Origin of the sequence: Pseudomonas sp. NFACC51 (assembly GCF_900103575.1) — a bacterium.
Classification (GTDB): Bacteria; Pseudomonadota; Gammaproteobacteria; order Pseudomonadales; family Pseudomonadaceae; genus Aquipseudomonas; species Aquipseudomonas fluorescens_Q.
In genome coordinates this window covers 70,026-94,855 of the sequence record NZ_FMXH01000012.1, presented here as the reverse complement: position 1 = coordinate 94,855, position 24,830 = coordinate 70,026, and the positions used below count along the sequence as shown (strand labels likewise).

The following is a 24,830-nucleotide window of genomic DNA, read 5'->3' as shown; positions in this document are numbered from 1 at the left end:
TAACCGCTACACACTTGCAGGAGCGAGCGATGCTCGCACAATGACAGACCGCGAGTCGCCTGGAAGAAGACATTTCAACCGGCCAGGCCACCCGCTCCTACAAATCGCCGATCACTTGCTGGCGGCGCCATCCGGTACGAACACGTAACCCACGCCCCAGACGGTCTGGATGTACCGCGGCTTGGAAGGATCGGGTTCGATCATCCGGCGCAGACGGGAAATCTGCACGTCAATGGAGCGCTCCAGCGCATCCCATTCACGACCACGGGCCAGGTTCATCAGTTTGTCGCGGGTCAGCGGCTGGCGGGCGTTCATCACCAGGGCCTTGAGCACGGCGAACTCGCCGGTGGTGAGCATGTGGACCTCATCGCCGCGCTTGAGCTCACGGGTGGCCAGGGACAGTTCGTAGTCGCCGAAAGTCACGCTTTCGTCTTCGCTGCCCGGCGCGCCAGGCACCGGCGCCGACTGGCGACGCAGCACCGCCTTGACGCGGGCCATCAGCTCGTCGGGGTTGAACGGCTTGGCCAGGTAATCGTCGGCGCCCAGTTCAAGGCCCTTGATACGGCTAAGCTCGTCGCCCTTGGCGGTGAGCATGATGATCGGGATCTGGTTGTTGGCGCCGCGCAAGCGGCGGCAGGCGGTCAGGCCGTCTTCACCGGGCAGCATCAGGTCGAGTACGACCAGGTTGAACACTTCACGGGCCAGCAACCGATCCATTTGCTCGGTATTCGGTACGGTGCGGGCGCGGTAGCCCTTGCTGACGAAAAAGCGTTCCAGCAAGCTGCTCAGCCCCGGATCGTCGTCAACAATAAGAATTTTTTCGCCTTCAGCAGTTTGTGCAGTGCTGCTCATAGGAAGCTCCTTTGATCTCGGCGCGCATTATGGCCTAGCTGCCGTTATACGCACCGTGTGCATTGTTAGCAGATTTTTCCTCTATCACCACAAATCCGGGTATCAAGCCTACAGACCATGTCCCCCCCTCAGGACAGAACGCTGGTTATAATGCGCGGCCTTTTGTGCCAGGGAATGTCGGATCGTGACCCGGCGTGCCATTTTTTCAGCCTTGGCAAGGCAACTTTTTGAATTTCGCGGGTCAACAGGCAGCCTTTTGACCCAGGCAGCGGCGCATGCCAGGCCGCTCAACCAGTCTCGCCGAGCCCTGCTTCTGCGGTGGCGAGCCTGATTTCACAATTTGTCAGGTGGTTTTATGGACAGCATCAACAGCCGCATCGCCGAGGAACTCGGTGTACGCCCACAACAGGTCGAAGCGGCCGTCGCGCTACTCGATGAAGGCTCCACGGTGCCTTTCATCGCCCGTTACCGGAAAGAAGTGACCGGCAGCCTCGATGACACTCAATTGCGGCATCTGGAAGAACGCCTGCGCTACCTGCGAGAACTCGACGAACGGCGCATCAGTATCCTGGCCAGCATCCAGGAGCAGGGCAAGCTGACCCCGCAACTCGAGCGCGACATCAAGCTGGCCGACACCAAGACTCGTCTCGAAGACTTGTACCTGCCCTACAAGCAAAAGCGCCGCACCAAGGGCCAGATCGCCCTGGAAGCCGGCCTCGGCGAGCTGGCCGACGGCCTGTTCAACGACCCGACCCTGGCCCCGGAAACCGAAGCCGCGCGCTTCGTCGATGCCGAAAAAGGCGTGGCGGACGTGAAAGCGGCGCTGGAAGGCGCCAAGTACATTCTCATGGAGCGTTTCGCCGAAGACGCCAACCTGTTGGAAAAACTGCGTAACTACCTCAAGCAGGAAGCCACCCTCAGCGCCCGGGTGATCGCCGGCAAGGAAGAGGAAGGCGCGAAGTTCCGCGACTACTTCGAACACGACGAACCGCTCAAGAGCATGCCGTCCCACCGCGCCCTGGCGATTTTCCGGGGTCGCAACGAAGGCATCCTCAGCTCCGCACTGAAGGTCGGCGATGAACTGCCAGGCACCATGCATCCGTGCGAAGGCATGATCGGCCAGCAATTCGGCATCCAGAACCAGAACCGCGCCGCCGACAAATGGCTGGCCGAAGTGGTGCGCTGGACTTGGAAGGTCAAGCTCTACACCCACCTGGAAACCGACCTGCTGGGCGAGTTGCGCGATAACGCCGAGACCGAGGCGATCAACGTGTTCGCCCACAACCTGCATGACCTGCTGCTGGCCGCACCGGCCGGCCCCCGCGCCACCCTGGGCCTGGACCCGGGCCTGCGCACCGGCTGCAAGGTCGCGGTGGTGGACTCCACCGGCAAGCTGCTGGACCACGCCACGGTCTATCCGCACGTGCCGCACAACAAATGGGACCAGACCCTCGCCGTGCTCGCCGCCCTGTGTGCCAAGCATTCGGTGGACCTGATCGCCATTGGCAACGGCACCGCCAGCCGCGAGACCGACAAGCTGGCCGCCGAGCTGATCAAGAAATACCCGGCCATGAAAATGACCAAGGTGATGGTTTCCGAAGCCGGCGCTTCGGTTTATTCGGCGTCGGAACTGGCCTCCAAGGAGTTCCCGGACCTGGACGTGTCGATCCGTGGCGCGGTGTCCATCGCCCGTCGCCTGCAAGACCCATTGGCGGAGTTGGTAAAGATCGACCCCAAATCCATCGGTGTCGGCCAGTACCAGCACGACGTTTCTCAACTGAAACTGGCGCGCGGCCTGGATGCGGTGGTGGAAGATTGCGTGAACGCCGTGGGCGTGGACGTGAACACCGCTTCGGTGGCGCTGCTGGCGCGGATCTCCGGCCTGAACGCCACGCTGGCGCAGAACATCGTCACCCACCGTGACGAACACGGCGCGTTCAAGACCCGCGCCGCGTTGAAGAAAGTGCCGCGCCTGGGTGAAAAGACCTTCGAACAGGCCGCCGGCTTCCTGCGGGTGATGAACGGCGATAACCCGCTGGACTCCTCCGCTGTCCACCCTGAAGCCTACCCGCTGGTACAACGCATCGCCGCCCAGACCGACCGCGACATCCGTTCGCTGATCGGCGACGCCGCGTTCCTCAAGCGCCTGGACCCGAAGAAATTCACCGACGAAACCTTCGGCCTGCCCACTGTCACCGACATCCTCCAGGAACTGGAAAAACCGGGCCGCGACCCGCGCCCCGAGTTCAAGACCGCCGAGTTCCAGGACGGCGTCGAAGACCTCAAGGATCTGCAACCGGGCATGATCCTCGAAGGCGTGGTAACCAACGTCACCAACTTTGGTGCCTTCGTCGACATCGGCGTGCACCAGGACGGCTTGGTACACATCTCGGCGCTGTCGGAGAAGTTCATCAAGGACCCGCGCGAAGCGGTGAAGGCCGGTGATGTGGTGAAAGTGAAGGTGATGGAAGTCGACATCCCGCGCAAACGCGTTGGCCTGTCGATGCGCATGAGCGACACGCCGGGCGAGAAAGTCGACGGTGCCCGTGGTGCGCGTCCTGGCTCGACACCACGCCAGACGCAAAACACCGCGCCGCGCAAGGAAACCACGGCTGCGGCCCCGGCGAATAACGCCATGGCCTCGTTGTTCGCCAACGCCAAGCAGTTGAAGAAACGCTGATGGACGTGCCAGCCGGCTTGGTGGAGAGCGCGTTTTTCAAGCTGCTCGGCTGCCGTCTGCACAGCCTTGGGGACGGGGTGGCGCAAGTCGCCCTGAGCCTTGAGCCGCCGCTGCGCAATCGCGGCGGCAAGCTGCACGGCGGCGCGCTGTTCAGCCTGGTGGACATCGCCATGGGGCTGGCCTGTTCCAGTGTCCATGGCTTTGACCAGCAGAGCGCGACCATCGAATGCAAGATCAACTACATCCGCGCCGTGTCCGACGGCGATGTGTTGTGCACCGCCCGGGTCATCCACCCCGGCCGGCGCACGCTGGTGGTCGAAGCCGAGGTGATGCAAGGCGACAAACTGGTCGCAAAAGCGCAAGGCACGTTCGCTGTCCTATAGCTCCCGGTCATCGATTTGAGTTAATTTCGACGCCACGAAATGCGGTGTCGGGCTTTCCTGTGGGAGCGAGCTTGCTCGCGATAGCGCAGGGTCAGTCAAGATCAACGTTGCTGATCCACCGCCATCGCGAGCAAGCTCGCTCCCACAGTGGGGTTGCGGTGGCTAGCTTTTGGCACGAAAACCAGGCGAAAACGCCAGTTTCAACTTCACCCTTGTAGACCGTCTTGCCCACCCCCATATTGGGGCGACTGACGCGTGAAGGAATTCAACTTGAGCGACCTTTTAAACCGCCGCCTGGCCCTGCTCGGCGAGCGCGCCAACCTCTCCCTGCTCGAACAGTGCCTGCACGGCATCGAGCGCGAATGCCTGCGCGTCACTGGCGATGGGCATTTGGCGCAGACCCCGCATCCCAAGGCCCTGGGCTCGGCGTTGACCAACGAACAGATCACTACCGACTATTCCGAGTCGCTGCTGGAGTTCATCACGCCAGCCCTGACCAAACCCGCCGATACCCTGCGCAGCCTCGACAAGATCCATCGGTTTGCCTACAGCAAGCTCGGCGACGAGTACCTGTGGAGCCCTTCGATGCCGTGCCCACTGCCGGCGGAAGAGAATATCCCGATCGCGTATTACGGCACCTCGAACATCGGTCGTCTCAAGTACGTCTATCGCAAGGGCCTGGCCCTGCGCTACGGCAAGACCATGCAATGCATTGCCGGGATCCACTACAACTTTTCTCTGCCTGAAAAGCTCTGGCCCCTGCTCCGGCAGGCCGAAGGCGTCGAGGCCAGCGACCGTGATTTCCAGTCGTCGGCCTACATCGCGCTGATCCGCAATTTCCGCCGCTACAGCTGGTTGCTGATGTACCTGTTCGGTGCCTCGCCGGCCCTGGACGCCGGTTTCCTGCGGGGTCGCCCGCACCAGTTGGAGCAACTGGACCCAGACACCCTGTACCTGCCCTACGCCACCAGCCTGCGCATGAGCGACCTGGGTTACCAGAGCAACGCCCAGGCCGGCCTCACGCCTTGCTACAACGACCTGCCCAGCTACACCGACAGCCTGCGCAAAGCGGTGGCGACGCCTTATGCGCCGTACGTCGAAGTCGGCACTCACCAGAACGGCGAGTGGGTGCAGCTCAATACCAACATCCTGCAGATCGAAAACGAGTACTACTCCAACATCCGCCCCAAACGCGTGACCTACACCGGCGAGCGGCCGATCCAGGCCTTGATGGCCCGGGGTATCCAGTACGTCGAAGTGCGTTGCCTGGACATCAACCCGTTCCTGCCGATGGGCATCGACCTCACCGAGTCGCGATTCCTCGATGCGTTCCTGCTGTATTGCGGCCTCAATGACAGCCCGCAGTTGGAAAACAACGAATGCGGCAACGCCACGAGCAACTTCCTGACCGTGGTCAAGGAAGGCCGCAAGCCTGGCCTGCAATTGCAGCGCCAGGGTCAAGCGGTGGACATGCAGGCCTGGGCCGTCGAATTGCTGGAAAAAATCGCACCGTTGGCCTCGCTGCTCGACCAGAGCCAAGGTGGCGATGCCCACCGCCAGGCGCTGGACGCACAACTGGCGAAAGTCCGCGACCCGTCCCTGACGCCCTCCGCCCAGGTGCTGGCCGCCATGGCCGAACATCAGGAAAGCTTTGCCCAGTTCTCCCTGCGCCAAAGCAAGGCCCACGCCGAGTTCTTCCGCGCCGAGCCGTTGCCCGCCCAGGAGCAGGCGGCCTTCGAAGACGCCGCGCGCGAGTCGCTGGTCCAGCAAGCTGAGCTGGAACAGAACGAGGTCGGCGATTTCGATGTGTTCGTGGGTTCGTATCAGGCGAGCATTTTGGCGATCAGTAACTGATCATCCTTCTTTGACGGGGATGCTCTTGTGGCGAGGGAGCTTGCTCCCGCTCGGCTGCGCAGCAGTCGTAAAAATGGGGCCTGCTGCGCAGCCCAGCGGGAGCAAGCTCCCTCGCCACGGGGGGCTTAGCCATCTTCAATAGATTTTTTCGAAAATAAGCTCATTCGAAAAAGTTATTTATTTTCCAATTCTTAGATCATTTAGTCTCCTTCAACGCCGAACATCCGGCGGCCTGTTGAGGAGCTTTCCCATGTCTTTGCGTTTCCCCCTTCGCCTTCTCGCGGCCGCCTCCCTGGCCGTCACCAGCTTTTTTGTCCAGGCAGCCGACCTGACCGTCGCCTACCAGACCACCGTCGACCCGGCCAAGGTCGCCCAGGCCGATGGCGCCTATGAAAAAGCCACCCAAGCCAAGATCGACTGGCGCAAGTTCGATAACGGCGCCGATGTCATCACCGCCATCGCCTCGGGCGACGTGCAGATCGGCTACCTCGGTTCCAGCCCGTTGACGGCGGCCATCACCCGCAAGGTCCCGGTGGAAACCTTCCTCATCGCCACCCAGATCGGTGCCGCCGAAGCCTTGGTGGTTCGTGACGGTTCGGGCATCAATTCCCCACAAGACCTGATCGGCAAGAAAATCGCCGTGCCATTCGTGTCCACCGGGCACTACAGCCTGCTCGCCGCGTTGAAGCACTGGAACATCGACCCGTCGAAAGTCACCGTACTCAACCTGGCGCCACCGGCCATCATCGCCGCCTGGAAGCGCGGTGACATCGACGCCACCTACGTCTGGGACCCGGCCCTGGGCGTAGCCAAGGAAAACGGCAAGGTCCTGATCACCTCGGCGGAGCTGGCCAAGTTCGGCGCCCCGACCTTCGACGCCTGGATTGTGCGCAAGGACTTCGCCCAGAAGCACCCTGAAATTGTCACAGCCTTCGCCAAAGTGACCCTGGATGCCTACGCCCAATACCGCAAGGACCCACAAGCCTGGCTGGCCGATGCATCCAATGTCGACAAACTGGTGAAGCTCTCCGGCGCCAAGGCCAGCGATATCCCGCTGTTGCTGCAAGGCAACGTCTTTCCCCTGGCGGCCGATCAGGTCGTGAGCCTCGGCGCACCGACCACCCAAGCCATCACCGACACCGCAGCGTTCCTCAAGGAGCAAGGCAAGGTCGACGCCGTGCTGCCGGACTACGCGCCTTACGTCAGTGCCAAATACATTGCTCGTTGAGCGAAAAAAAGGAGACACGCAATGGCCTTGCTCCAGCTGGAGCGCATCAGCGCACAGTACCCCGGCGCGGCGGAACCTGTGCTGGCGGATATTTCACTGACCCTGGGGCCCCAGCAATTGCTGGTTGCCCTCGGTCCGTCGGGCAGTGGCAAGACATCGCTGTTGAACCTGATTGCCGGGTTCGTCGAGCCCAGCGCCGGGCAGATCACTCTCGACGGCAGGCCGGTCAAGGGCCCGGGCGCCGAACGCGGCGTGGTGTTCCAGGACGATGCGCTGCTGCCGTGGCAGGACGTGCTGGCAAACGTTGGGTTCGGCCTGGAACTGGCCGGCATCCCCAAGGAAAAACGCGAGGCTCGCGCCCGGGAAATGCTTGCCCTGGTGGACCTGGCCGGTTTCGAGCACCGCCGTGTCTGGCAGCTCTCCGGCGGCCAGAAGCAACGCGTCGGCCTGGCCCGGGCATTGGCGGCCGACCCTCGCGTGCTGCTGATGGACGAACCGTTCGGCGCGCTGGACGCCTTCACCCGCGAGCAGATGCAGGAACTGTTGCTGCAAGTCTGGCAGCGCACCGCCAAACCGGTATTCCTGATTACCCATGACATTGAAGAAGCGGTCTTCCTCGCCACCGACTTGATTTTGCTGGCGCCCAATCCGGGGCAGATCGTCGAGCGTCTAAGCCTGGATTTCGGCCAGCGCTACGGCGCCGGGGAATCGGCGCGGTCGATCAAGTCCGACCCGCGCTTTATCGAAACCCGCGAGCATGTGCTTGCCAAGGTGTTCTCCCAACGCAGCGCCACTCGACCCCAGGAGCGCGCATGAGCAGCTACGAAATTCCAGCCACGGTCCGTGACACGACGACCCAGCCCAAGGCCAGCGGTTTGAGACCCCACCTGAGTACGCGCTGGATCAGCGGCTTGACCCTGATCGCACTGCTGGCGGTCTGGTGGGCCGTCACCGCCAGCGGCCTGATCGAACCGCTGTTCCTGCCCTCGCCGTCTGCCGTGCTGCAAAAAGGTTGGCTGCTGGCGACCAGCGGCTACATGGACTCGACCCTCTGGCAGCACCTGGCCGCCAGCCTTGAACGCATCGGCCTGGGCCTGTTGTTCGCGGTGCTGACGGCAGTGCCGGTGGGCATTGCCATTGGCGCCAACCGCATCGCTCGCGGCGTGCTCGACCCGTTGATCGAGTTCTACCGGCCAATTCCGCCGTTGGCGTACTTGCCGTTGATCGTGATCTGGTGCGGCATCGGCGAGTTGTCGAAGGTCCTGCTGATCTACCTGGCGATCTTCGCCCCGATTGCCATCGCCACCGCCACCGGTGTGCGCACTGTCGACCGGGCCAAGCTACGCGCTGCGCAATCGTTGGGCGCCACCCGGGCCCAGTTGATTCGCCACGTGATCGTGCCCAGTGCCTTGCCGGACATCCTCACCGGCATTCGCATTGGCCTGGGCGTGGGTTGGTCGACGCTGGTGGCCGCCGAACTGATCGCCGCCACCAGCGGCCTGGGGTTCATGGTGCAGTCAGCGGCGCAGTTCCTGGTTACCGACGTGGTGGTGCTGGGAATCCTGGTGATCGCACTGATCGCTTTCGCCATGGAAATGGGCCTGCGCGCCCTGCAACGCAAACTGGTGCCGTGGCACGGCCAGGCCCATTGATACCCAATGACCACGCCGACCCTTCGGCGCCCAGACCGAGAACATTGCGATGAACCGCCCAACCATTACGCCATTGAGCACTGCCCTCGGCGCTCAGATCAGTGGGATCGATATCAGCCAGCCGCTGAGCCAGGAACATCGCACGACCATTGAGCAGGCCCTGCTCACGCATCAGGTGTTGTTCTTTCGCGACCAGCCGATCGACCCAACGCAACAAGCGCGTTTCGCCGCGTATTTTGGCGACCTGCACATTCACCCGATCTACCCCAACGTACCGGAGCAGCCCGAAGTATTGGTGCTCGACACCGCCGTCACCGATGTGCGCGACAACGCCGTGTGGCACACCGACGTGACCTTTCTCCCGACGCCGGCCATGGGCGCGGTGCTCAGCGCCAAACTGCTGCCGGCATTTGGCGGCGATACGTTATGGGCCAGTGGCATCGCGGCTTATGAAGCCTTGTCGGCGCCGTTGAAGCGCTTGCTGGAAGGCCTGACAGCGACCCATGATTTCACCCGGTCCTTTCCCTTGGAACGGTTTGGCAACACCGCCGAAGACCTGGCGCGCTGGGAAGAGGCACGGCGAAAAAACCCACCGCTGTCCCATCCGGTGATCCGCACTCATCCGGAGAGCGGGCGACGGTCGCTGTTCGTCAATGAAGGCTTCACGACACGGATCAACGAGCTGTCGGAAACCGAAAGCGAGGTGATCCTGAAACTGCTCTTCGCCCACTCCACCCGCCCGGAGTTCACCCTGCGCTGGCGCTGGCAGGTCAACGACGTGGCGTTCTGGGACAACCGCGTCACCCAGCACTTTGCCGTGGATGACTACCGCCCCGCCCGCCGAGTGATGCACCGGGCGACGGTGTTGGGGGATGTGCCGTTTTTTCGCTGAACGCACCACTTACCTGTGGCGAGGGAGCTTGCTCCCGCTGGGCTGCGTAGCAGCCCCAATCCATTCAACACGGCGCATCAGGAAAAAACAGGGGGCGAGGTTTTTGCGACTGCTGCGCAGTCGAGCGGGAGCAAGCTCCCTCGCCACAGGGGTTTTGTGTTACTCCGCCGACGAAGGCTTTTCCCAAAGATTGATTCCGCCTTCCTGGGCAAACCGATCGATCTCGGCCAGCTCTTCAGCACTGAAGCTCAGGTTCTTCAACGCCCCGACGTTCTCGACGATCTGCTCCGGCCGGCTGGCGCCGATCAGGGCGGAAGTGACCCGGGGATCGCGCAGGGTCCAGGCCAGGGCCATTTGTGCCAGGCTCTGGCCGCGCCGCTGGGCGATCTCATTGAGGGCGCGTACATGGGCGATGTTTTCCTCCGACAGGTGCGAAGCCTGCAAAGAGCCGCCGCCCGGACGGTTCACCCGCGCATCGGCCGGAACGCCCTTGAGGTATTTGTCGGTCAACAGGCCCTGGGCCAGCGGCGTAAAAGCGATCACACCGGTACCCAGTTCGTCGGTGGCGTCCAGCAGGTCTTTCTCCACCCAGCGGTTGAGCAGGTTGTAGGCCGGCTGGTGGATCAGCAGCGGGACTTTCCACTCTTTGAGCAACGCTGCCATTTCCCGGGTCTTCACCCCGGAATACGAGGAAATGCCGATGTACAACGCCTTGCCCTGCTGTACCGCAGTGGCCAGTGCGCTGGCGGTTTCTTCCAGTGGGGTGTCGGGGTCGAAACGGTGGGAATAGAAGATATCCACATAGTCGAGCCCCAGGCGTTGCAGGCTCTGGTCGAGGCTGGCGAGCACGTATTTGCGCGAGCCACCGCCCTGGCCGTATGGGCCCGGCCACATGTCCCAACCGGCCTTGCTGGAGATGATCAACTCATCGCGGTACTGCTGGAAATCTTCGCGCAGCAACCGGCCGAAATTGATCTCGGCGCTGCCGTAGGGCGGGCCGTAGTTGTTGGCCAGGTCGAAGTGGTTGATGCCCAGGTCGAATGCCGTGCGCAACAAGGCACGCTGGGTGTCGATGGGCGTGCTGTCGCCAAAGTTGTGCCACAACCCCAGCGACAACGCCGGCAGCACCAGCCCGCTGCGACCGACGCGGCGGTAAGGAATGGACTCGTAGCGGTTTTGCGCAGCGGTGTAGGTCATCGAAAAGGCTCTCTGTTCGGACGGCGGGTGACAGACGCTAACATTTCACAGACGCCTCGGTCAGGCTGAAAGTTCGCGCAAGGCCGCCGCCGCCAGAAAACCCGAACGCGAGCTATAACGCTGGTCCCGTCGCACGGTTTGGTCGATGCGCTCAAGCAATTGCTCGGGCAGCGTGGCGTTGAACCGCACTGACTTTCCGAAATAGGGCGTGACATCAAACTCAACCACCCCCCATATCCCCCCGGCGTATTGCGGATCGTCGAGATGATCGTCGATTTCATGGATCTGCGGCAGCGGTTCGCCGTCGGCTATCAAGCCTTCATAGTGCAACGAGAGCGCCTCTTTCACATTTTCGAATGCCTGGCTCACAGTACTGCCTGCGGAGAAACAACCCGGTACATCCGGGACCGTCACTCCGTAGTCGGAATCGGCATCCTTGTGCAGAACGACCGGAAATTTCATGTGGACGAATCCTTCCTTCAGATCCAGCAACCGCAGCAACCGGTCTGATAACAATGCATCCCCATCGGGGATTTCGTAATCGGTCATGGGCTTCATTTCAGGCCCGCCTGTTTCAATATGCTATTGATCGTGCCTCTGGGCAGATCGGCGTCAGGGTGCTTGATCGTCACCCTTCCAGCCTTGATGGAATGCTTGTACGGATGATGGCTACCCTTGACTGCCACCAGATACCAACCGTCCTCTTCGATCTTCCTGATCATTTCCCGACTTCGCATCACCTTTGCCTTATTCACAACTCTGCCGGAAAACTCTAGCTGCGAAAAAGACCCCAGATACACACAATACACACTCAGAAAAATATTAGTTCAACTCTCCAACCCATGCACCGCCCTCACCACTCGGTCATCGCGCCTGCGCAAACACCTCCGCCACCCAATCCACGAACACGCGGACCCGTGGCGACATGTGTCGGTTGTGGGGATAGAGCACCGACACCGGCATGGAGGGCGGCGGGTTGGCGGTGAGGACTTCCTGGATCAGCCCCTGCCGGATCGGTTCTTCCATTCGGTAATGCGGACATTGGATCAAGCCCATGCCGGCGATGGCCGAGGCGGCGTAGATTTCGGCACCGGACACCGACAACGTCCCCCCGATCGCTACCTCCTTGAGTTCGCCATCGACCATGAACTCAAACGGATAGAGTTTGGCGGTGGTCCGCGAGACGTAATTCACCGCCCGGTGATGTTTCAGGTCATCGAGGCTCTTCGGCTCGCCGTACTGGCGCAGGTAACCGGGGCTGGCACAGGTGATCTGCCGGAGATTGGCGACACGTCGGCCGATCAATGACGAATCCGCCAGCGTACCGGAGCGCAGCACGCAATCGACGCCCTCGGCAATCAGGTCGACGAAACGATCCGCCTCGCTGATGAACAGCTCTATTTCAGGGTAGCGAGCCATGAACTGTGGTAACGCCGGAATCACGAAGTACCGGGCCTGGGTGCCATGCAAGTCCACCCTCAGCTTGCCTTTGGGCGCCACACCGCGAAACGCCAGTTCGGCCTCTTCAAGTTCAGCCAGCAATTGCACGCAGCGCGGGTAGTAGGCTTCGCCGTCGAGGGTCGGGCGCACCTTGCGGGTGCTGCGCTCCAACAAACGAACACCCAGCCAGGCTTCGAATTGATTGAGCGTATGGGTCAGCGTGGCCCGGGGCATATTCAAGTCTTCAGCGGCCAGGGTGAAGCTGCTGCGCTCGTATATGCGGACAAACACTCTCATCGCCTTGACCTGGTCCATCTGAATCCTGCCCGCCGATTGTTGGAAGATATTGAATAGTCAAGGCAACTCTCGTGTATTTATCGCCAAGAGTAAACATGTGAATCTGGCTCCAACGAATCACAACGCCTCAACAGCAAAGGAACCCTTCACATGACTGTTCAAAATTCGAAAGTTGCCATCGTGACCGGCGCCTCTCGCGGCATCGGAGCAGAGATTGCCAAGCAACTGGCCAGCGAAGGTTTCGCCGTCGCCATCAACTACGCCAACAGCGCCACCGAAGCCTCGAAACTGGTGGTGCAATTGCGTCAGGCTGGCCATCAGGCCATAGCGATCAAGGCGGACGTGTCGTCTGCCGCCGATGTCCGGCGGATGTTCGATGAAACCGAAGCGCAGCTGGGCAAGGTCGATGTGTTGATCAACAACGCCGGCATCCTCCAGGTCATGCCCCTGGCACAGCACAGCGACGAGCTGTTCGAGCAGACGTTCGCCATCAACACCCGTGGCACCTTCAACACCCTGCGCGAGGCCGCGACCCGTTTGAATGACGGTGGCCGGATCGTGAATTTTTCCAGCAGCACCGTGGGCCTGAACCTGCCCGGCTACTCGGTGTACATCGCCAGCAAGGCCGCAGTGGAATCCCTGACCCAGGTGTTCGCCAAGGAACTGCGCGGTCGGCAGATCACGGTCAATGCCGTGGCCCCCGGCCCCGTCGCCACCGAGCTGTTCATGCACGGCAAGAGCGAAGAACAGGTGCAGCACTACGCCAAGATGCCGCCCTTGGAGCGCCTCGGCCAGCCGCAGGACATCGCCCGCATCATCACCTTCCTGGTGGGTCCGGACGCCGGGTGGGTGAACGGGCAGATCCTGCGGGCCAACGGCGGGCTCGTCTGAGGCTCAGGCCGATCAGCGCACCAAATGCAGGAACTGCAGGTGCCGCTCGTACTGGTCGAGGATGTCGTTGATGACTTGCTCCTTGGTGTAGCCCACCAGGTCGTAATCCTGGCTGCCTTCGCTCAAGTGCACTTCGGCACGGTAGTAACGACGGTTGTTGAGCTCCTTCGACCCCATGCCGCCGCGGGCGAAGGACGGCGTGAAGTAGCCGCGCATCTGCACCTGGTAGATGAACGGATGCTGCTCGCCGTGGCCGATCTCCAGGCTGACGTTGTCATTGACCGGATCGGGCTGGGTCACCACCGTCAGGCCCTTTTCGACGAACACTGCGGTCACTTCTTCAATGGCCGGGCGCACCGTGGTGTCGAGGAAACGGTACACCTCATCACGGGACGGAAAATGCACCGCCTGGCTCAAGCGCTGGCGCCAGCCGCCCGTACCCCGGCGCGAGCCCGACACCGGCGCCAGGGAATGCAATTGCGCGATCTGCTTCTGGGACTCCAGGTAGAACGCCTTGTGCAGGCCCCACATCATCAGCAGCAGAATCAACGAGAACGGCAAGGACGTCAGCACCACCGCCGACTTCAAGGCGTCGATGCTGCCGGAGAACAACAACGCACTGGTCACCAAGGCCGTCATCGCGCCCCAGAACACCCGCAACCACTTCGGCCCGTCCTCGTCGGGGTTGCCGCCCTTGGCCGACAACGTCGACAGCACCACGGTGCCCGAGTCGGCGGACGTGACGAAGAACACGAAGCTGATGAACACCGTGACCGCGATGACGGTCTTGCTCCAGGGGTAGGTCTCCAGCAGCAAGTAAAGGCTCATCGATGGGTTTTCCAGGGCGGACATGCCCAGGGCACTCATGCCATGGTTCAGCACCTGGTCGATGGCGCTGTTGCCGAAGATCGACATCCACGCCAGGGTGAAACCCAGGGGAATCAGCAGCACGCCAAACACGAATTCGCGGATGGTGCGGCCACGGGAAATCCGTGCGATGAACAGCCCCACGAACGGCGACCACGCGATCCACCAGGCCCAGTAGAACACCGTCCAGCCGCCCAGCCAGTCGCTGGGTTTGTCGTAGGCGTACAGATCGAAACTCTTCATCGGCAAGGCGCCGAGGTAATCGCCGATGTTCTGGATCAACGTATTGAGCAAATGCTGGGTGGGCCCGGCGAACAGCACGAACAACAACAAGGCGCAGGCCAGCAGCATGTTGATGTCGGACATGACCCGCACGCCTTTGTCGACACCGGCCACGGCGACGATGATCGCTGCGCCCATCATCAGCACGATCAGGCCGACCTGGATCCATTGGGTATGGGCGATGCCGAACAGGTAATCGAGCCCCGAATTGAGGTGCAACACACCAAAACCCATGTCCGCGCCGAGGCCGAACACCGTGGCGATAATGCCGAAGCCGTCCACGGCGTAGCCGATGGGGCCGTTGATGCGCTTGCCAATCAGCGGGTACAACGCCGAGCGCAGGGCCAGCGGCAAATTGTGCCGGTAGGCAAAATACGCCAGGGCCATGCCGACGAACGCGAAGACGCCCCAGCCGTGCAGGCCCCAGTGCAAGAACAGGATCTGCATGGCCTGGCGCGCCGCCTCGGCGGTACCAGCCTCGCCCTGGGGCGGCTGCACCATGTGGGTCAGCGGCTCGGACACGCAGAAGAAAAACAGTGTGATGCTGATGCCGGCGGCGAACAGCATGCCGGCCCAGGACAGATAACTGAATTCGGGCTCGTCGTGGTCGGCACCGAGCTTGATCTTGCCGTAGCCGGACAAGGCGGTGACCACCACGAAGACCAGATACAGCGTCATCGCGAGCATGTAGTACCAGCCGACCGTATTGGCCGCCCAGTTCTGCGCGGCCAGCAGCCAGGCGCCGGCCTGTGCGGGCATGGCAATCACCACCAGGCCGAACAGCAGGATGAAGGTCGCGGCGAAGTAAAAGACCGGCGGGTTCATGCGGACCAGGCCGCTGGGTGGCAGGGACGAAGCACTCATGGGCGAGGGCCCCCGGGCAGAGAAACAGCGAGGGTCGAAAACGGACTCGGCAAAAGCAAGCCTCCTTATTGTGAGCGGGCAGCAAACCGACGGTTTAACTTGAATGAACGTTCAAGTTAAACATGAATAGGCAGCTAAGGACTAATCGCAGGGCTCAACGGCGCGTTTCCTACGCAGGCCAGTGGGAGGATAGACGCTGCTTGGTGTGTATTCGTTCAGTGTTCAACAGACACCACACAAACCCTGTGGGAGCGAGCAGGCTCGCTCCCACAGGGTTTGGGGTGTTCATAAATCATGTGTCACTCCCTGTCCGTCGCCGGTTTACTTCCAAACAAATGATTGCCGGTTGCCCCTGAATATCCGCGTGCCTATAGTCCAGACATCTCCTACAACCAGTACGGACCCATGATCAAAGAACAGCTGTCTCGCTTTAACCGTCTCGACCTGCTCGGCCATCCGACACCGCTGGAAAAACTCGACCGCCTCTCCACCTGGCTCGGCCGGGACATCTATATCAAGCGTGACGACCTGACGCCCCTGGCCATGGGCGGCAACAAACTGCGCAAGCTCGAATACCTGGCCGCCGATGCCATCGCCCAAGGCGCCGATACCCTCATCACCGCCGGGGCGATCCAGTCCAACCATGTACGCCAGACCGCCGCCCTCGCCGCGAAACTGGGCCTGGGCTGCGTGGCCTTGCTGGAAAACCCCATCGGCACCGAAGACAGCAATTACCTGGGCAACGGCAACCGGCTGCTGTTGGAATTGTTCGACGCCAAGGTCGAGCTGGTGGACAACCTGGACAACGCCGATGAGCAGCTACAGGCCCTCGCCGGGCGCCTGCGCAGCAACGGGAAAAAGCCCTATCTGGTGCCGATTGGCGGTTCGAACGCCTTGGGCGCGCTGGGGTATGTGCGCGCCGGCCTGGAACTGGCCGAGCAGATCAAGGACACCGGGATTGAATTCGCCGCCGTGGTACTGGCCTCGGGCAGTGCCGGGACCCACAGCGGCCTGGCACTGGCGTTGAGCGAAAGCCTGCCGGCACTACCGGTCATTGGCGTCACCGTTTCCCGCAGCGAGGAGGATCAGTTTCCGAAGGTCCAGGGCCTGGCCGAGCGTACGGCAGCGTTGCTCGAAGTCGACCTTCCGGAAGCGTTCAAAGTGATCCTGTGGGACGAATATTTCGCCCCCCGCTACGGCGAACCGAACGCCGGAACACTGGCGGCGGTCAAGCTGCTGGCCAGCCTGGAAGGCCTGTTGCTCGATCCGGTCTACACCGGCAAGGCCATGGCCGGCCTGCTCGATGGCATTGGCCGCGACCGTTTCGACCAAGGCCCGATCATCTTCCTCCACACCGGCGGCGCACCGGCGTTGTTTGCCTATAACGCAGTCTTCTGAAGATAGAAAAGCCTTAATGTGGGAGCGAGCTTGCTCGCGATGAGGGTGTGTCAGTTGATTGGAATTGGGCTGATCCACTGCTATCGCGAGCAAGCTCGCTCCCACAGGGAAAAATTCAAAATAGGCATATAGAGTTGATTTAATATTATTTTCCAATCTATAAAAGCCATCCTATAGTCTCGCCGCAGGCGCATTTGCCGCGAGACGCCCAAACCGCTTTAAGGCAGGATGTGGCAATCTTTTCGGATCGCGGCTACGCCTTATCTCAGCCAAATAACCTCTTCATAAGAAAACACAGGGGCTTGTCATGAATTTTTCCACATTACGTCGCAACCTGTTGGTGGGTTCGCTGGGCCTGGCATTGAGCGCCGGGCTGCTGGGGCAAGCGGTTGCCGGTGAGCAGCTGCAGAAAATCAAGGATGCCGGCGAAATCAAGATCGGCCTGGAAGGCACTTATCCACCGTTCAGTTTCGTTGATGACAGCGGCAAACTGACCGGCTTCGAAGTGGAGTTCTCCGAAGCCCTGGCCAAGGAACTGGGTGTGAAGGTCAAGCTGCAGACGACTCCATGGGCCGGCATTCTCGCGGCCCTGGAATCCAAGCGCCTGGACGCAGTGGTCAACCAGGTGACCATCTCCGAGGAACGTAAGAAAAAGTACGATTTCTCTGAGCCGTACACCGTTTCCGGGATTCAAGCGCTGGTACTGACCAAGAAAGCCGACGAGTTGAACATCAAGAAGGCCGCCGACCTGGACGGTAAAAAAGTCGGCGTGGGCCTGGGCACCAACTACGAACAGTGGGTCAAGGCAGAAGTACCGGGCGCCCAAGTCAAAACCTACGATGACGACCCCACCAAGTTCCAGGACCTGCGCGTCGGTCGTATCGACACCATCCTGATCGACCGCCTGGCCGCACTGGAATACGCCAAGAAAGCCAAGGACACCACCGTCACCAGCGAAGCCTTTTCTCGCCAGGAGTCCGGTATTGCCCTGCGCAAAGGCGAGCCTGAGCTGTTGGCAGCCGTGAACAAGGCCATCGAAAAACTTCGCGCCGACGGTACGTTGAAAAAACTTTCGGAAAAATACTTCAGCGCTGACGTTACCCAATAATGGAAGCAGCTCTTCAACTCGCACTGGACTCCGCGCCCTTCCTGCTCAAGGGCGCGTATTACACGGTCTTCCTCAGCCTGGGCGGTATGTTCTTCGGCTTGCTGCTGGGGTTCGGCCTGGCGCTGATGCGCCTGTCGCGCTTCAAGCTGGTGAACTGGATCGCCCGCATCTACGTGTCGTTCTTTCGCGGTACGCCGTTGCTGGTGCAGTTGTTCGTGATCTATTACGGGTTGCCGCAACTGGGCATCGAGCTGGATCCGCTGCCCGCGGCCCTGATCGGTTTCTCGCTGAACATGGCTGCCTATGCGTGTGAAATCCTGCGGGCCGCCATCGGTTCCATCGAGCGCGGCCAGTGGGAAGCGGCGGCGAGTATCGGCATGACCCGCGCCCAGACCCTGCGCCGGGCCATCCTGCCGCAAGCGGCACGCACGGCGCTGCCACCGTTGGGCAACAGCTTCATTTCCCTGGTCAAGGACACTGCGCTGGCGGCGACCATCCAGGTACCGGAGCTGTTCCGCCAGGCGCAGTTGATCACCGCGCGAACCTTCGAAATCTTCACCATGTACCTTGCCGCCGCGCTGATCTATTGGGTTCTTGCTACCGTGCTCTCGCACCTGCAGAACGTCCTGGAAGCACGGGTCAATCGGCATGACCAGGAGTCCTGACCCATGATTGTCGTGGAAAAACTGACAAAGCAGTTCAAGGGTCAGGTGGTGCTCAACGGCATCGACTTGAAGATCGAAGAAGGCGAAGTGGTTGCGATCATCGGCCCCAGTGGCTCGGGCAAGACCACCTTCCTGCGCTGCCTGAACTTCCTCGAAGAACCCAGCAGTGGCCGGATCAAGGTCGGCGACATCGAAATCGATGGCAGTCGCCCGCTAAACCAGCAACAGGGCCTGGTGCGCCGTTTGCGCCAGCAGGTGGGCTTCGTGTTCCAGAACTTCAACCTGTTTCCCCATCGCACCGCATTGGAAAATGTCACTGAAGGCCCGCAGGTGGTGAAGAAAATTCCTCGCACCGAAGCCGAAGCCCTGGGGCGCAAGCTGTTGGCCAAGGTCGGGCTGGCCGGCAAGGAGGACGCCTACCCACGGCGCCTTTCCGGCGGCCAGCAACAGCGCGTGGCGATTGCCCGGGCGTTGGCGATGGAGCCGGCGGTGATCCTGTTCGATGAGCCGACCTCGGCCCTGGATCCGGAACTGGTGGGCGAGGTGCTGGCAACCATTCGCGACTTGGCCGAAGAAAAACGCACCATGGTCATCGTGACCCACGAAATGGGCTTCGCCCGGGACGTGGCCAACCGCGTGGTGTTTTTCGACAAAGGCGTGATCGTCGAACAAGGCGAAGCCAAGGCCTTGTTTGCAGCCCCCAAGGAAGAACGCACGCGACAGTTCCTCAGCAAGTTCCTCTCCGCCGGTCACGGCGCTCAGTAAGTTATCGGCAGTGTCATCACTTCCAGGGATGGAAGTGAGGCAGTTGCAACACTCTTCAAGATACTAGCGCCATAACTTTGCCATAAAGAAACAACTTGCAACTTGCGCCCTACTCAACATCCTCGACCGTTTTATGCACGGCATGGATCTACCTCTCGTAACACTTACGCTCAGCCCAAGCACTCCTCCTTTTTAGTCTCAAGACGCTCTTTCGAGCATTTTCCAGAAACCTGCGAGCCTCGGAAAAGGGCTTGTGATGCCGCGCATTATTAACATGGGGGCGTAGGATATTTCTGAAGCCTTTCATAATGAATTATTAAGCAAGTGCCTCTATTGACACTGAAACTATGGAGCCTTTATCTAGTGACCAACAAGCGATGCACATTATTTATTTTCTGCACAGTGATTAGGCGCAGCCTGGCCTATATGGCTGCACACATAAAATATGTCGCGATTAGTCATCGCCGTTGATCTTCCCGAAACGGACTTAGTTTTCAAGCATCAAGGAGAACACCATGACATGTAAGTCGAAGAGTCCTGAACTGGCCGCCCCCACCCTGGCCAACGCCCACCCTACCGGCATCAATATCGCCAACGCCGCTCACCTGGAGGTTGCCATTGCGCCCTACCCTGGCATGGACGCAGGTGACCTGATCGAACTGTTCTGGGACAACTGCTACGTCGGCTCGCGCTTGCTGTCGCAGGCCGATGTGCAAGACAGCGTCACCCTGCGAGTCCCGGAGAGTTTCATCGTCGATGGCACCTCGCGCATTCACTATCGGGTGATGCAGGTCGGGCGTGGGCCGGCGCTATCCGCCAGGCAACGGGTACACGTGAAGCTCGATTGCCCCGGCGGGCAGCCGTCGGCCCTGAGCGGCGATGAAAACCAGGGCCTGGCGCCCGTGCGCATTCCCGGTACCATCCGACGCCAAGGGGTGAACCCCAACCAGATCAAGCGCGGCGTACCGCTGACCATCGAACCCTACCTGAACATGGCCGCCGGCGATGCCGTGACCCTGCGCTGGGGCGATGTGCGCATGGACCTGCCTGCCGTCACCGCCAGCGAGGTCGGCCAGCCAATCAATATCTGGGTTCCGCCGCAGATCATCCTGGAGGCAGGCGAAGACCTGCGCCTGGAAGTGACCTACTGCATCATCGATCGTGTAGGCAACAATTCCCTCTGGGCACCGCCGCGAACACTGAAGATCGGTTGCGCCAATCCCTATCTGAAGAAGCCCTCGAAAGAGGCCCTCATGGCCGCGGAACCGCGACATCGAGCGCCTTGATACAGAGCGCTTTTGGTGGCGAGGGAGTTTGCTCCCGCTTGGGTAAAAGAAGGGTTGCTGCGCAACCCAGCGGGAGCAAGCTCCCTCGCCACAGAGGACTCCTTCCAATTGAATCCAACCTATACATATTCCTAAAAGTTAGTTCAAAAATAATTTATACACGCTTAGGGTATATATACCGGACCACCGGACATTCTTGATTTTGACTCGCCGCATTTCTCGCGGCGTTTTCCGAAAAGATGTGAGGTGGGTATGGAACGGAACACAATCACCCCAGTGCAATACGCCAAGGCACTGCCTGCAGCCACGGAGTGGCTGTAATGTCGGATCTGGCGCAAGCAAAAGTCCAGAGCGACCTGGACATCGCACCACTGTTGTTGCCCGCACAGGTGTTGCGCAACGATGCCGAGGCCATCAAAGCTGCCCATGAACTGGCGCAGGTCGCCCGCCAGCAGGCCGCGCGTCGTGACCAGCAACGCAAGCTGCCCTGGGCAGAAGTCGAGCAGTTCACCCGCAGCGGACTGGGCAGCATTGCCATTCCCCGGGCATACGGCGGTCCGCAGGTTTCGTTCGTCACCCTGGCCGACGTGTTCGCGATCATTTCCGCCGCTGACCCGGCCCTTGGGCAGATCCCGCAGAACCAGTTCGGCGTGCTCCAGCTGATTCTCGGCACCGGCACCGAACGGCAGAAAAAAATCCTCCTGCAGAGCGTGCTCGAAGGCTGGCGCATCGGCAACGCCGGGCCGGAACGCGGTACTCGCAATACCCTTGAGCTCAAGGCTCGGATCACCACTGACGGTGACGGGTTTGTCATCACTGGTCAGAAGTTCTATTCCACCGGCGCGCTGTTTGCCCATTGGGTCGCGGTCAAGGCGTTGAATGACGAGGGCCGCCAGGTGCTGGCATTCGTGCGGCGCGGCACCCCGGGCCTGCGGATCGTCGACGACTGGTCAGGATTCGGCCAGCGCACCACCGCCAGCGGCACCGTGCTGCTGAACAATGTGCGGGTGGATACCGAGTTGGTCCTGGATAACTGGCGCATCAACGAAACACCCGGCGTGCAAGGTGCGATTTCCCAACTGATCCAGGCCGCCATCGATGCGGGTATCGCCCGTGGCGCCATCGATGATGCCATCGCTTTTGTGCGTGAACGGGCCCGGCCCTGGATCGACGCCAAGGTCGACCGAGCCAGTGACGACCTCTACGTGATCGCCGACATTGGCAAACTGAAAATCGAACTGCACGCCGCCGAAGCCTTGCTGCGCAAGGCCGGACAGGTGCTGGACCAGGTCAGTGCCGCCCCCATCACGGCGCAATCTGCCGCCCGCGCCTCGATTGCCGTGGCCGAGGCCAAAGTGCTCACCACCGAAATCGCCCTGCACGCCAGCGAAAAACTCTTCGAACTGGCCGGCAGCCGCGCCACCCTCGCCGAATTCAACCTCGATCGCCACTGGCGCAACGCACGGGTCCACACCCTGCACGACCCGGTGCGCTGGAAGTATCACGCGGTAGGCGCCTACCACCTGAACGGCACCTTGCCGGCCCGCCATTCCTGGATCTGACGACCCGACCTCTGGAGCAGCACATGACGCTTTCTCAACACGTCGCGGTGATCACCAGCGATGAACAAGCCCTGATCGTGGCCAGCGACCTGGCCGATGACTTCAAGCGCGACAGCGCCCTGCGCGACCGCGAGCGCCGTTTGCCGTACCCGGAACTGGAGGCTTTCTCCCGCTCGGGCCTGTGGGGTATCAGCGTGCCCACGGCCTATGGCGGTGCCGGTGTGTCCAACGTCACCCTGGCCAAAGTCATTGCGCTGATTTCCCAGGCCGACAGCTCGCTGGGGCAGATTCCGCAAAATCATTTCTATGCCCTGGAAGTGCTACGGGTAAATGGCACTGAAGCGCAAAAACAACGCCTCTACGCCGAAGTGCTCGCCGGCCAGCGCTTTGGTAACGCCCTGGCCGAACTTGGCACCAAGACTGCCCATGATCGCATCACCCAACTGCGCCGCGACGGCGAGGGCTATCGCATCAACGGTCGCAAGTTCTACGCCACGGGCGCGATCTACGCCCAGCGCATCCCCACGTCAGTGGTGGACGAAAACGGTGTGCAACAACTGGCGTTCGTGCCTCGCAGCAGCCAAGGCCTGACGGTGATCGACGACTGGAGCGGTTTTGGCCAGCGCACCACGGGCAGCGGTTCGGTGGTGTTCGAAGACGTTTATGTCGCCGCCACCGACATCGTGCCCTTCCAGAGCGCCTTCGAACGTCCCACACCGGTAGGGCCGCTGGCGCAGATCCTTCACGCCGCTATCGACACCGGCATCGCCCGCGCCGCCTACGAAGACGCCCTGCATTTTGTCCGCAATAAAACCCGCCCCTGGATCGACGCCACCAGCGACGTCGCCACCGAAGACCCGCACACCCTCAAGAGTTTCGGCCAACTGAGCATCCGCCTGCATGCCGCCGAAGCCCTGTTGGAACGTGCCGGTGAATTCCTCGACCGGGCCCAGGCCGACACCCGGGCCGACACGGTCGCCGCCGCCTCGATTGCCGTGGCCGAAGCCCGTGCCGTCAGCACCGAAATATCCCTGGCCGCCAGCAGCACGCTGTTCGAATTGGCCGGCAGCCAGGCGACCCTGGCCGAACATGGCCTCGACCGTCACTGGCGCAACGCGCGAGTGCACACCCTGCATGACCCGGTGCGCTGGAAATACCACGCCGTGGGCAACTTCTACCTCAACGATGAAAAACCGCCGCTGCGGGGGACTATCTGATGGCTCCCGGCAAGAAAAAAATCCTGCTCAACGCGTTCAACATGAACTGCATCGGGCACATCAATCACGGCCTCTGGACCCATCCCCAGGACACGTCGACCCAGTTCAACACGATCGAATACTGGACCGCCCTGGCGCAATTGCTCGAACGCGGGTTGTTCGACGGGCTGTTCATCGCCGACATCGTCGGGGTCTATGACGTGTATCAACAGTCGGTGGACGTCACGCTCAAGGAGTCGATCCAACTGCCGGTCAACGACCCGTTGCTGCTGGTCTCGGCAATGGCCGCCGTCACGAAGAACCTCGGCTTCGGCCTCACCGCCAACCTCACCTACGAACCGCCCTACCTGTTCGCCCGCCGCATGAGCACCCTCGACCACCTGAGCCGCGGCCGGGTCGGCTGGAACATCGTCACCGGCTACTTGGACAGCGCCGCCAAGGCCATGGGCCTGACCGCGCAGGTCGAGCATGATCGCCGCTACGACCAGGCCGACGAGTACCTGCAAGTGCTCTACAAACTCTGGGAAGGCAGCTGGGAAAACGACGCGGTACTCAACGATCGCCAGCGGCGGATCTATGCGCAGCCGGAGAAAGTGCACAAGGTCCGGCATCAGGGCGAGTTCTATCAGGTCGAGGGTTATCACCTGTGCGAACCGTCGCCCCAACGCACGCCGGTGTTGTTTCAAGCCGGCAGTTCCGAGCGCGGCCTGCTGTTCGCCGGACGGCATGCCGAGTGCGTGTTCATCAGCGGCCAGAACAAATCGGCGACCAAGGCCCAGGTGGACAAGGTCCGCGCCAGCGCCGTAGAGACGGGGCGCAACCCCGGGGACATCAAGGTGTTCATGGGCCTGAACGTGATCGTCGGCGAGACCGAAGCGGCTGCCTGGGCCAAGCATGCCGAGTACCTGAGCTATGCCAGCGCCGAGGCCGGCGTGGCGCATTTTTCCGCGTCAACGGGCATCGATTTTTCCCAGTACGAACTGGACGAACCGATCCAGTACGTCAAGAGCAACGCCATCCAGTCCGCCACCAAGACCTTGCAGAACAACGACTGGACCCGGCGCAAATTGCTCGAACAACACGCCTTGGGCGGTCGCTACATCACGGTGGTCGGCTCGCCCGAACAGGTGGCCGACGAGCTGGAATCCTGGATCGGCGAAACCGGCCTCGATGGTTTCAACCTGACCCGCATCGTCACGCCGCAAAGCTACGTGGACTTCATCGACCTGGTGATTCCCGAACTGCAACGGCGCGGCGCGTACAAGACCGAATACGACAACGGCACCCTGCGGGAAAAGCTGTTTCGCGCGGGGGCTCATCTACCTGGACAACACACCGGCTCAACCTACCGACACTGACCCTGTGGCGAGGGAGCTTGCTCCCGCTGGTGGGCGAAGCCCGCCCAAAAAGGCGTTGGGGCTACTTCGTAGCCCAGCGGGAGCAAGCTCCC

Annotated in this window: 22 protein-coding genes; 16 read left to right on the top strand and 6 right to left on the bottom strand. The window is 61.3% G+C overall.

Annotation, left to right across the window (positions count from 1 at the left end):
- Nucleotides 1–111: 111 nt before the first annotated feature.
- Nucleotides 112–852, bottom strand: coding sequence for an osmolarity response regulator transcription factor OmpR (gene ompR / locus BLT00_RS22060; RefSeq protein WP_003196691.1), 741 nt, complete (start codon nt 850–852; stop codon nt 112–114).
- A gap of 355 nt (nt 853–1,207) precedes the next feature.
- Between ompR and BLT00_RS22055 the strand changes: the two genes are divergently transcribed.
- The 7 genes from BLT00_RS22055 to tauD all read left to right on the top strand — a co-directional run bounded on the left by BLT00_RS22055 (nt 1,208) and on the right by tauD (nt 9,541).
- Nucleotides 1,208–3,532 carry a Tex family protein gene (locus BLT00_RS22055; protein WP_092146559.1) on the top strand — a complete coding sequence of 775 codons (2,325 nt, stop codon included), beginning with the start codon at nt 1,208–1,210 and terminating at the stop codon, nt 3,530–3,532.
- Nucleotides 3,532–3,915, top strand: coding sequence for a PaaI family thioesterase (locus tag BLT00_RS22050; RefSeq protein WP_014336033.1), 384 nt, complete (start codon nt 3,532–3,534; stop codon nt 3,913–3,915). Before BLT00_RS22055 ends, BLT00_RS22050 begins: the two co-directional genes overlap by 1 nt.
- A 270-nt stretch (nt 3,916–4,185) precedes the next feature.
- On the top strand, nt 4,186–5,769 hold the full coding sequence (gene gshA, locus BLT00_RS22045; protein ID WP_092146561.1) for a glutamate--cysteine ligase: 1,584 nt from the start codon (nt 4,186–4,188) through the stop codon (nt 5,767–5,769).
- A gap of 250 nt (nt 5,770–6,019) precedes the next feature.
- On the top strand, nt 6,020–6,997 hold the full coding sequence (gene tauA / locus BLT00_RS22040) for a taurine ABC transporter substrate-binding protein (RefSeq protein WP_063323420.1): 978 nt from the start codon (nt 6,020–6,022) through the stop codon (nt 6,995–6,997).
- Between the two features lie 21 nt (nt 6,998–7,018).
- Entirely contained in the window at nt 7,019–7,813 is a 795-nt protein-coding gene (gene tauB / locus BLT00_RS22035; protein ID WP_072342693.1) for a taurine ABC transporter ATP-binding subunit, read from the top strand.
- Nucleotides 7,810–8,649 (top strand): taurine ABC transporter permease TauC, encoded by an 840-nt coding sequence (tauC, locus tag BLT00_RS22030; protein WP_072342690.1) that lies wholly within the window; start codon nt 7,810–7,812, stop codon nt 8,647–8,649. The genes tauB and tauC overlap by 4 nt, the downstream gene beginning before the upstream one ends.
- Before the next feature lie 49 nt (nt 8,650–8,698).
- A complete protein-coding gene (gene tauD / locus BLT00_RS22025; RefSeq protein ID WP_092146563.1) occupies nt 8,699–9,541 on the top strand; it encodes a taurine dioxygenase in 843 nt (280 codons plus the stop codon).
- Between the two features lie 159 nt (nt 9,542–9,700).
- Here the strand turns inward: tauD and mgrA are convergent, their stop codons facing one another.
- The 4 genes from mgrA to BLT00_RS22005 form a co-directional block, all read right to left on the bottom strand.
- Nucleotides 9,701–10,738, bottom strand: coding sequence for an L-glyceraldehyde 3-phosphate reductase (gene mgrA / locus BLT00_RS22020; protein ID WP_092146565.1), 1,038 nt, complete (start codon nt 10,736–10,738; stop codon nt 9,701–9,703).
- 60 nt (nt 10,739–10,798) lie between these two features.
- Nucleotides 10,799–11,200 carry a type II toxin-antitoxin system HicB family antitoxin gene (locus tag BLT00_RS22015; protein WP_063325186.1) on the bottom strand — a complete coding sequence of 134 codons (402 nt, stop codon included), beginning with the start codon at nt 11,198–11,200 and terminating at the stop codon, nt 10,799–10,801.
- Between the two features lie 92 nt (nt 11,201–11,292).
- A complete protein-coding gene (locus BLT00_RS22010; RefSeq protein ID WP_092146566.1) occupies nt 11,293–11,475 on the bottom strand; it encodes a type II toxin-antitoxin system HicA family toxin in 183 nt (60 codons plus the stop codon).
- Nucleotides 11,476–11,602: 127 nt separating this feature from the next.
- Entirely contained in the window at nt 11,603–12,493 is an 891-nt protein-coding gene (locus BLT00_RS22005; RefSeq protein ID WP_063323426.1) for a LysR family transcriptional regulator, read from the bottom strand.
- A 132-nt stretch (nt 12,494–12,625) separates the two neighbouring features.
- Here BLT00_RS22005 and BLT00_RS22000 point away from each other — a divergent pair, with 132 nt between their 5' ends.
- Nucleotides 12,626–13,366, top strand: a complete 741-nt coding sequence (locus tag BLT00_RS22000; protein WP_092146568.1) for an SDR family oxidoreductase — start codon at nt 12,626–12,628, stop codon at nt 13,364–13,366.
- A 12-nt stretch (nt 13,367–13,378) separates the two neighbouring features.
- On the opposite strand, the gene betT is transcribed toward BLT00_RS22000, so the two are convergent.
- Nucleotides 13,379–15,340 (bottom strand): choline transporter BetT, encoded by a 1,962-nt coding sequence (betT, locus tag BLT00_RS21995; protein ID WP_170862053.1) that lies wholly within the window; start codon nt 15,338–15,340, stop codon nt 13,379–13,381.
- 444 nt (nt 15,341–15,784) lie between these two features.
- On the opposite strand from betT, the gene BLT00_RS21990 reads away from it, so the two are divergent.
- The 8 genes from BLT00_RS21990 (at nt 15,785) to BLT00_RS21955 (ending at nt 24,738) form a co-directional block, all read left to right on the top strand.
- On the top strand, nt 15,785–16,777 hold the full coding sequence (locus BLT00_RS21990; protein ID WP_092146572.1) for a D-cysteine desulfhydrase: 993 nt from the start codon (nt 15,785–15,787) through the stop codon (nt 16,775–16,777).
- A gap of 307 nt (nt 16,778–17,084) precedes the next feature.
- Nucleotides 17,085–17,885, top strand: a complete 801-nt coding sequence (gene tcyJ, locus BLT00_RS21985) for a cystine ABC transporter substrate-binding protein (RefSeq protein ID WP_092146574.1) — start codon at nt 17,085–17,087, stop codon at nt 17,883–17,885.
- The gene (gene tcyL, locus BLT00_RS21980; RefSeq protein WP_170867287.1) at nt 17,885–18,550 is read left to right on the top strand and encodes a cystine ABC transporter permease; all 666 of its coding nucleotides are present in this window, start codon (nt 17,885–17,887) and stop codon (nt 18,548–18,550) included. The genes tcyJ and tcyL overlap by 1 nt, the downstream gene beginning before the upstream one ends.
- Nucleotides 18,551–18,553: 3 nt before the next feature.
- Complete coding sequence (gene tcyN / locus BLT00_RS21975) at nt 18,554–19,315, top strand: L-cystine ABC transporter ATP-binding protein TcyN (protein WP_063323431.1); 762 nt, start codon at nt 18,554–18,556, stop codon at nt 19,313–19,315.
- A 515-nt stretch (nt 19,316–19,830) separates the two neighbouring features.
- A complete protein-coding gene (locus BLT00_RS21970) occupies nt 19,831–20,601 on the top strand; it encodes a hypothetical protein (protein ID WP_092146578.1) in 771 nt (256 codons plus the stop codon).
- Nucleotides 20,602–20,921: 320 nt separating this feature from the next.
- Nucleotides 20,922–22,163: an SfnB family sulfur acquisition oxidoreductase gene (locus BLT00_RS21965; RefSeq protein WP_092146580.1), complete on the top strand. Its 1,242-nt coding sequence runs from the start codon at nt 20,922–20,924 to the stop codon at nt 22,161–22,163.
- Nucleotides 22,164–22,186: 23 nt separating this feature from the next.
- Nucleotides 22,187–23,380, top strand: a complete 1,194-nt coding sequence (locus BLT00_RS21960; protein WP_092146582.1) for an SfnB family sulfur acquisition oxidoreductase — start codon at nt 22,187–22,189, stop codon at nt 23,378–23,380.
- Nucleotides 23,380–24,738 (top strand): LLM class flavin-dependent oxidoreductase, encoded by a 1,359-nt coding sequence (locus BLT00_RS21955; protein WP_092146584.1) that lies wholly within the window; start codon nt 23,380–23,382, stop codon nt 24,736–24,738. The genes BLT00_RS21960 and BLT00_RS21955 overlap by 1 nt, the downstream gene beginning before the upstream one ends.
- Nucleotides 24,739–24,830: the final 92 nt, after the last annotated feature.